The sequence below is a fragment of the Alteromonas sp. Cnat2-8 genome, from assembly GCF_022348355.1.
Lineage (GTDB): Bacteria > Pseudomonadota > Gammaproteobacteria > Enterobacterales > Alteromonadaceae > Alteromonas > Alteromonas macleodii.
In genome coordinates, this window is sequence record NZ_JAKREX010000005.1 from 532,587 (window position 1) to 540,110 (window position 7,524).

Consider the following 7,524-nt stretch of genomic DNA (forward strand, 5'->3'; position numbering starts at 1 on the left):
AGCTTATCTAATTGCCAACGAAGCCTTCGTCGGGTTTCGTTGGATTGGCTTCTGCCGCATTGCGGGCCAGGTCGTCACAGCGCTCATTCTCGGGGTGCCCCGAATGGCCTTTTACCCAATGCCAGTTTACCTGATGCTTTTTTACCGCTTCATCTAGTCGCTTCCACAAATCTGCGTTCTTGACGGGTTTTTTATCTGCCGTGCGCCAACCGTTCTTGCGCCAGTTATGGATCCACTGATTAATACCATTTTTTACGTACTGGCTGTCGGTAGTTAACTCAACGTTGCACGGTTCGTTTAAACTATTAAGTGCTTCGATAGGGGCTAATAGTTCCATACGGTTATTAGTTGTGTGGGCAAAGCCGTCGCTCAACTCTTTTCTATGCTGCTTGTAAATCAGTACAGCTCCGTACCCGCCCGGTCCTGGGTTGCCCAAGCACGAGCCGTCGGTGTATATATGAATGGTCTTTTGAGCCACAGCGTTTCCTTTGATTTAACTGGCCTAATTTATATTGTCTTTTCCCTTAGCGGATTGCGAAGGGGTTGATATACTATCAAAAAATGAAAGTGTAATTATAGTAGAGGTTCCATGCGCCAAATTGTTCTCGATACTGAAACCACAGGTATTGACCCCAAAGAAGGCCACCGCATTATCGAAATAGGGTGTGTTGAAGTTGTTAACCGCCGATTGACGGGGAATCACTTTCACGTTTACATCAATCCGGGCCGTCACATTGAACAAGAGGCAATTGAAGTCCACGGTATAACCAATGAATTTCTTGCCGACAAGCCCACATTTTCTCAAGTGGCTCAGGAGTTTGTGAGCTTTATCAAAGGGGCACAGTTAGTCATTCACAACGCGCCCTTCGACGTTGGGTTTATGGATCACGAGTTTGGCATGGAAGCGTCTACCAAAGGCGTTATTACTAACCAAATTTGCGATGTTCTCGATACACTTACTCTTGCTCGCCAAATGCACCCAGGCCAAAAGAACAACCTCGATGCCTTGTGTAAGCGTTATGGTATAGACAATAGTCATCGTACCCTTCACGGCGCTTTGCTGGATGCGGAAATCCTGGCAGATGTTTACCTGTTGATGACCGGTGGGCAAACTAAGCTAAAATTGGCATCTAGTTCGGGCAGCGACGCAGACTCCACGGCAATTCGCAGGATTCAGCGAAGTGCAAATAAATTAAAGGTTATTAAAGCTACCGCCGATGAGATAACACAGCATGAGGCTCGCCTGGATATTGTTGAAAAGGCAGGAGGCAAATGCTTATGGCGCCCTCAACCTGAAGAGGTGTCTTAGCAGAACATAATCAAACAGAACTAAAATAGCCAAACAATGCAGGAGCAGCGTAGCGTGAGAGTGTGGTTTTATTGGGTAATTTTTTTATCATTGTTTATACACTTAAGCGCTGGCGCTCAGTCGCAAGAAGACGAACGCGACGCTGCAAGGCAGCTTGCTGATAGCGCTGTACAAAATGCTCAATCAAGCAATGCAACAATAGATACATCTCCTCTTACAGAGCTCGGTGATGAATACACCAACTCCATTCAACTGTTACAAAACCGCTTTCGCGTTGACTATAACGTTAAAGAAATCACCATGGTTTTCTTTAGGGAATACGGTTCTGCGCCTGTAGTGCTGGTTAGACCCGATGGTTCAAAGCTATTTCAAGGGCGCGTTGACGAAGAAAAGGTGCAGTGGTACGACGCTGATACCTTTGACATGATCACCATCAAAGATCCTGTGCCTGGGCCTTGGCAAGCTGTAGGTCAAGTATTACCGCAAAGCCGTGTGATGGTTTTGTCTAATGTTGAACTTCATGCTGAGCCGTTACCGAATGTGCTGTTTGCCGGCGAAATACTTAAATCCACAGCCTATTTAACCAACAACGGCAAGCCTATAGAAAACAAACAGTTCAGAGATGTCGTTGACTTAGAAATTGAGTTTAAGAGTACCAATAACCCTAACTACGGCAACTTTGGTACAAATGATCAGCGCATAGCGACATTTAAAGACGATGGGCGAGGGATGGATGAGCGACCAGGAGATGGCGTTTTTACTGGCCAGTTCAACTTGAAAATACCGGCTGGTGAATGGAAGCCTATTTTTCGCGTAAGCACACCAATGTACACCCGCGAGCAAATAGGTGAACTTATCGTCTTACATGAAAATCCCGTGTCTATTGATGTTGAAATGGATGGAGGCGGAGAGGGCTATCATAAAATTGTTATTGATGTAGACCGTGAATTAGTCGACATCGAGTCACTGCTAGTCGATGGCAAAGTGAAGTTTCCTAATTCAGATATGCAGAATTTTTCGCTAACAGAAGGCGGTGTGGATCCTAGAGAGCACTTAATTGTCGCCTACGAAGAAGGAATTTTTAGGGTAAAACTCACTGCTTACGGTACGACAATGGATGGGCGCGATTTTATATTAGATGTCCCTGAATATAGTTTTGTGGCAGAGGGACCAGCCGAGCCTGAGGTTGAAGACCCTTTAATCAATGGAAAAGATCCTATCGTTGATGGCAGTGCACCCTTAATAACGCAACCTGAAGTGCCACAAGACGATATGCAGCCAAATTCGCTAGAAGATGAAATGGATGAAGGGACGCTAACCCTCATTCTGGTGGCTGTTAATGGGTCTATAGTGCTCATCGGAGTAATCGCTGCTGCTGTAATTATTATTATGCGAAAAAAGGCGTCTGCGCCTAAGCAAGCAAATAGTACTGCAAAGCCATCGGGAGAAACCACCGACGCTGACCTTACTATGGAATCTGAACCTAAGGGGTTTAAAAAACTGTTAGGGCTATTCAAAAAGCGTGAAAAAGCTAAAAAGGAATAGCAGGGAGACCAGCGCTTCATTTTAAGGCGTCGCTAATTTGTTCACTTTGAATTTTATTTCGACATAATGCCTATTTAACAGGCAAACAAACCGCAGATGACAATTTTATTAATAAAAAGCGTTGACTCCACATAGGGGAATACGTATTATCTGCGCCGCAGTCAGGGGACAGGGCAACAACAGCCAAGTCAACTCACTGATAACATTGAAGATGTGGAGCGGTAGTTCAGTTGGTTAGAATACCGGCCTGTCACGCCGGGGGTCGCGGGTTCGAGTCCCGTCCGCTCCGCCACTCTTTCAATGGTATAACTAAAAGGTCTTCGGAGCGGTAGTTCAGTTGGTTAGAATACCGGCCTGTCACGCCGGGGGTCGCGGGTTCGAGTCCCGTCCGCTCCGCCATTTAGTTATACAGCGCAATCTCGATTATGTGGAGCGGTAGTTCAGTTGGTTAGAATACCGGCCTGTCACGCCGGGGGTCGCGGGTTCGAGTCCCGTCCGCTCCGCCATTAATCGAATAAAGCGCGCTTTCCATTATGCGGAGCGGTAGTTCAGTTGGTTAGAATACCGGCCTGTCACGCCGGGGGTCGCGGGTTCGAGTCCCGTCCGCTCCGCCATTAATGATAAGCTTTTCTTCTTAGATAATTCCCCCTTTTGGGGACACTCAAAAAGTTCTTTTTTACTCTGCAGTTAAAATTGCTGTTCTCGCTATCGCACTTTATTTATTCTTACCCTCTTGTCAGTTAGCCATTCAAGAAATTGCTCCATTTCCCAATTGCACAATGTGACACTAGAAACATTATTCCTCTTCGATTAATAGTCTTCTATAAAGTAAAAAAACACCCAACAAACAGTAACATGCCCTAAAGTCGTAGTGTCTTTTTTTTAATTTGTACTAAAGTTAGGTCGTTCACGCTAAAAAAACACGGAAATTATGAATAAAAGCGACCAAAAACAGTACTTTCTTGCTGATAATTTAAAAGCAATTGGGGTGTCATTGCTAAGCGTAGTGGGTGTGACCCTATTACTCGCTATCGTTATGTTTGTGTTTATTCGAGAACAAGAGGAGAGTCGCGCTACAGAAATACTAGATAATGTGCGCGTAGTATTTAGAGATGCTGAGATCACGCTTGATTACCTAAATGCGCTGCCGTATCAAACCTGTGAAATGGATAACTTAGCGGAAATGCGAAAAACCTTGTTTCGCTCTCGATTTGTAAAAGAGATAGGTTTTTATCAAAATAACGAGCTATTGTGCAGTACTTATTTGGGCATTCTAGAAGAGCCCATGAAAGAGGTTAAGCCTGATTTTTATACTCAGCTTGGCGACGCTTTTTGGATAAATACTCCTCTTCAGCTTTTCGATAAACAAGCTACCGGTACTATAGTACAGCGCGGACGTTACAACGCAGTATTGGATATGGATAGTGTCATTGGTTACAGCTACACGCAAGATTGGCAGCTGTTCTACAATGGCGATCAGTTTTATCATATGGCAGGTAATCCTAGCCTTGTCGGTTCTACCCTCAGCCAAGATGACATGGACGCACGCACTGGCTATTTTTCCTTACAATTTATCCAGTGTGATGAACGCTACAATCATACCTGCCTAAAAGTGAAATCTGATCACGGTCGCGTATTAGATTTGCACATGGGCAAGCTGGTGTTGTTTGTGTTTGCTATGCTAATGACAGCAGCGTTGACGCATATGCTTACCTTTAACTATTTAAGACGACGACGTTCACTTGAGTCTCGCGTCAGTAAAGGGCTAAAAGAACATAAGTTCTATTGCTTGTACCAACCTTTTGTAAACTTGGAATCGGGAAAGGTCATTGGGTGCGAAGTATTGAGTCGATTTGAGGATGAATTTGGGCCGATTTACCCTGACGAATTTATTCCTCAGGTAAAAGAGCAGGATATGACCTGGGAATTTACGGTTGATATGATTACCACCGCCATGAGAGAACTCAACGAAAACCCAGAGATCCCCGAAGGCTTTAAGGTATCGTTTAATCTATTCCCCTTCGATTTTACCCGCGAAGGTAGTTTGGACCTAGACTTTGTACTAGATATGAACGTAAAGAACTTCAAGTTAGTTTTAGAAATCACCGAGGATGAGCAAATCGCCACTCATAGTGCGGTGAAGCATATTAAGTCACTGAAGAGTAAAGGCTTCTTATTTGCAATTGATGACTTTGGAGTGGGTTATTCAAATTTAAGCCAGCTTAAAACGCTAAACTGTGATTACCTTAAAATTGACCGCAGCTTTGTTATGGATATGGAAGATAACAGTATTCGTTCATCACTCATCCCTCACATTGTGAGCATTGCCGAAGGACTTAATGTTGATTTAATTGCAGAAGGAGTTGAAAACATTGAACAATGCAATGAACTGAAAGGATTAACCATCGGCTTTGGTCAAGGGTGGTTGTTTGGCAAGCCACAGTCGGCTGATGCACTGGCCAAAAGCGTTCAAGGCACGCAATAATACAGATTGATATTTACGTTTTAGCGCTGTTATTTTTCAGTTGGTGTTGGTAGTGTTTAACGCTACCATTCACCGTCTGGAAATTAAAGAAGAATACTCGCATGCAGGACGTGCTAATTTGCCGCAATATTAATAAAACCTATCAAGATGGCAGTAATGCTACCCCCGTTTTACACGATGTCTCTCTTTCAATAAAAGCTGGCGAACATGTTGCTATTTTAGGTAGCTCCGGCTCAGGTAAAAGCACCCTTTTACATATTCTTGGAGGGTTAGATAAACCTTCTAGCGGTGAAGTCGAATTCAATGGAAAATCACTCGGTCAATTATCTGGAAATGCATTAGCAAAGCTTCGCAATGACGAAATGGGCTTTATCTATCAATTTCATCATTTACTCGGTGAATTCACAGCGTTAGAAAATGTAGCAATGCCGCTAAGAATTAGAGGGCTCTCGACCAAATTGGCACACAGCAAGGCTCGTGAAATGTTAGATGAAGTTGGGCTTTCTCACCGCGTCGACCATTTACCATCGACCATGTCAGGCGGTGAACGACAGCGTGTGGCAATAGCACGAGCTTTAGTTACCGAGCCATCAGTGGTACTGGCCGACGAACCTACAGGAAATCTTGATGACTCGACGGGTGAGCAAATTTATAAACTGCTTACTAGCTTAAGTGATAAAAAAGGGACAGCGTTTGTTGTCGTTACCCATGATATTACCTTGGCCGGGAAAATGGACAGGGTGCTGAAGATAAAGGACGGCAGATTAGCGAGCGATACGTTATTCAAGGAGAGCCAAGATGCTCGCCTTTGAATTGGCCCAACGCTTCAGAAAAACACGTTCAGAACAGCGTTTCATCTCTTTTATTTCGATGTCATCCACCATTGGGATTGCCCTTGGTTGCTTTGTACTAATTGTGTTGCTGAGCGTAATGAACGGGTTTGAAAAAGAGCTTACAAGTCGTATTTTGAGTGTGGTTCCTCATGGTGAATTATATAGCAAGAGCGAAAGCGGGATAGAAAATTTAGACGCGCAGCTCTATCGTTTGTCTCAAGATAGCCGTATTGCGTCTGTCACGCCATACACAGGGATAACCGGGATGTTGCAGTCAAAGGGGGAGTTGAAGGCGATTAGTGTTAATGGAATTCCGGTTAACAATGTTAGCGACAAATATGCTGAAAGAGTCACAAGTGAGGATTGGCAACGTTTTTCGATGCAAAAAAATGGTCTCATTGTAGGAAAGGGTATTTTCGCTTCCATGGACCTTAATATTGGTGACATTGTTCAAATACTCATTCCCCAAACAACTCAGGATCTAACCTTCAAAGCCCCACGTTCAATTACGCTTTCTATTTCTGGAGTGCTATCTGTTGGCGGTGAACTCGATAACCAACTGGGTTTAATGCACTTGGAAACAGCGTCTGAAGCTATTGGTATTTCATCTAAGTCACAAGGAATTCAGTTTACACTTAACGACCCATTTTCATCTTACGACACGATGCGAGATATAGGTTATAGTTACCCACAGGGTGTTTACATGTCTGACTGGACACGTACCCAGGGCCACTTATATAACGATATTCAGCTAGTTAGAGCTGTGGTGTATATCGCCTTGACGCTGGTCATTGCCGTTGCTTGTTTTAACGTTGTGTCGTCACTGGTTATGGCGGTTAGAGACAAACAGGCTGCCATCGCAATATTAAAAACCATGGGAGCGACGGATCGTTTAATTCGCAATACCTTCGTGTTGCAGGGCGTTATCAATGGCGTTATAGGCATTACTGTAGGAGTGGTTTTAGCGCTACTGGTAGCACCTAATCTCTCTGAGATTGTTCGCTTTATTGAGGTGGCAATAGGCATAGAAATTCTATCAGGCGATATATATTTCATCGATTTCCTACCATCTGATCTACATTGGCAAGACGTTGTAGTAACCGTGGTTGTTGCTATGTTCTTGAGTGTGGGCGCTACTATTTATCCAGCGCAAAAGGCAGCCAAAGTATCACCTTCATCAGCGCTTCACTAACTTTAAGCTCAATAGGGTAAGTAATACCAGTCAGCATAGATCATTACCCACTCAGCGAGAGTTAAAATGTTCGTAATCGCGGCGTGTTACCGCAGGTATAGTGGTTCTACATCAAGGTGACACAACAAAGAGTACGGACATTTTAAACTCGCCCTTCGGG

The 7,524-nt window shown here is 44.1% G+C and carries 6 protein-coding genes and 4 tRNA genes; 9 read left to right on the top strand and 1 reads right to left on the bottom strand.

What is annotated here, in order from left to right; genetic code table 11:
* Nucleotides 1-7: 7 nt before the first annotated feature.
* Complete coding sequence (gene rnhA / locus MHN00_RS15855; RefSeq protein ID WP_014979088.1) at nucleotides 8-478, bottom strand: ribonuclease HI; 471 nt, start codon at nucleotides 476-478, stop codon at nucleotides 8-10.
* Nucleotides 479-589: 111 nt separating this feature from the next.
* Here rnhA and dnaQ point away from each other — a divergent pair, with 111 nt between their 5' ends.
* From dnaQ to MHN00_RS15900, 9 genes are all read left to right on the top strand, one after another.
* Nucleotides 590-1,309, top strand: coding sequence for a DNA polymerase III subunit epsilon (dnaQ, locus tag MHN00_RS15860; protein WP_075176405.1), 720 nt, complete (start codon nucleotides 590-592; stop codon nucleotides 1,307-1,309).
* A 54-nt stretch (nucleotides 1,310-1,363) separates the two neighbouring features.
* Nucleotides 1,364-2,854 (top strand): TIGR03503 family protein, encoded by a 1,491-nt coding sequence (locus MHN00_RS15865; protein WP_239301739.1) that lies wholly within the window; start codon nucleotides 1,364-1,366, stop codon nucleotides 2,852-2,854.
* A 215-nt stretch (nucleotides 2,855-3,069) separates the two neighbouring features.
* Nucleotides 3,070-3,146 (top strand) — tRNA-Asp (locus tag MHN00_RS15870).
* A gap of 30 nt (nucleotides 3,147-3,176) precedes the next feature.
* Nucleotides 3,177-3,253, top strand: a tRNA-Asp gene (locus MHN00_RS15875).
* A gap of 30 nt (nucleotides 3,254-3,283) precedes the next feature.
* A tRNA-Asp gene (locus MHN00_RS15880) sits at nucleotides 3,284-3,360 on the top strand.
* A gap of 31 nt (nucleotides 3,361-3,391) precedes the next feature.
* A tRNA-Asp gene (locus MHN00_RS15885) sits at nucleotides 3,392-3,468 on the top strand.
* A 317-nt stretch (nucleotides 3,469-3,785) separates the two neighbouring features.
* Nucleotides 3,786-5,339 carry an EAL domain-containing protein gene (locus tag MHN00_RS15890; protein WP_239301740.1) on the top strand — a complete coding sequence of 518 codons (1,554 nt, stop codon included), beginning with the start codon at nucleotides 3,786-3,788 and terminating at the stop codon, nucleotides 5,337-5,339.
* A gap of 101 nt (nucleotides 5,340-5,440) precedes the next feature.
* The gene (gene lolD, locus MHN00_RS15895) at nucleotides 5,441-6,151 is read left to right on the top strand and encodes a lipoprotein-releasing ABC transporter ATP-binding protein LolD (RefSeq protein ID WP_239301742.1); all 711 of its coding nucleotides are present in this window, start codon (nucleotides 5,441-5,443) and stop codon (nucleotides 6,149-6,151) included.
* Nucleotides 6,138-7,364, top strand: a complete 1,227-nt coding sequence (locus MHN00_RS15900) for a lipoprotein-releasing ABC transporter permease subunit (RefSeq protein ID WP_239301744.1) — start codon at nucleotides 6,138-6,140, stop codon at nucleotides 7,362-7,364. The genes lolD and MHN00_RS15900 overlap by 14 nt, the downstream gene beginning before the upstream one ends.
* The last annotated feature ends 160 nt before the right edge of the window (nucleotides 7,365-7,524 follow it).

Coding starts and splice junctions, on each gene's coding strand:
- MHN00_RS15890 (WP_239301740.1), top strand. CDS start 3,786: ATGAATAAAAGCGACCAAAAACAGTACTTTCTTGCTGATAATTTAAAA.
- MHN00_RS15900 (WP_239301744.1), top strand. CDS start 6,138: ATGCTCGCCTTTGAATTGGCCCAACGCTTCAGAAAAACACGTTCAGAA.
- dnaQ (WP_075176405.1), top strand. CDS start 590: ATGCGCCAAATTGTTCTCGATACTGAAACCACAGGTATTGACCCCAAA.
- lolD (WP_239301742.1), top strand. CDS start 5,441: ATGCAGGACGTGCTAATTTGCCGCAATATTAATAAAACCTATCAAGAT.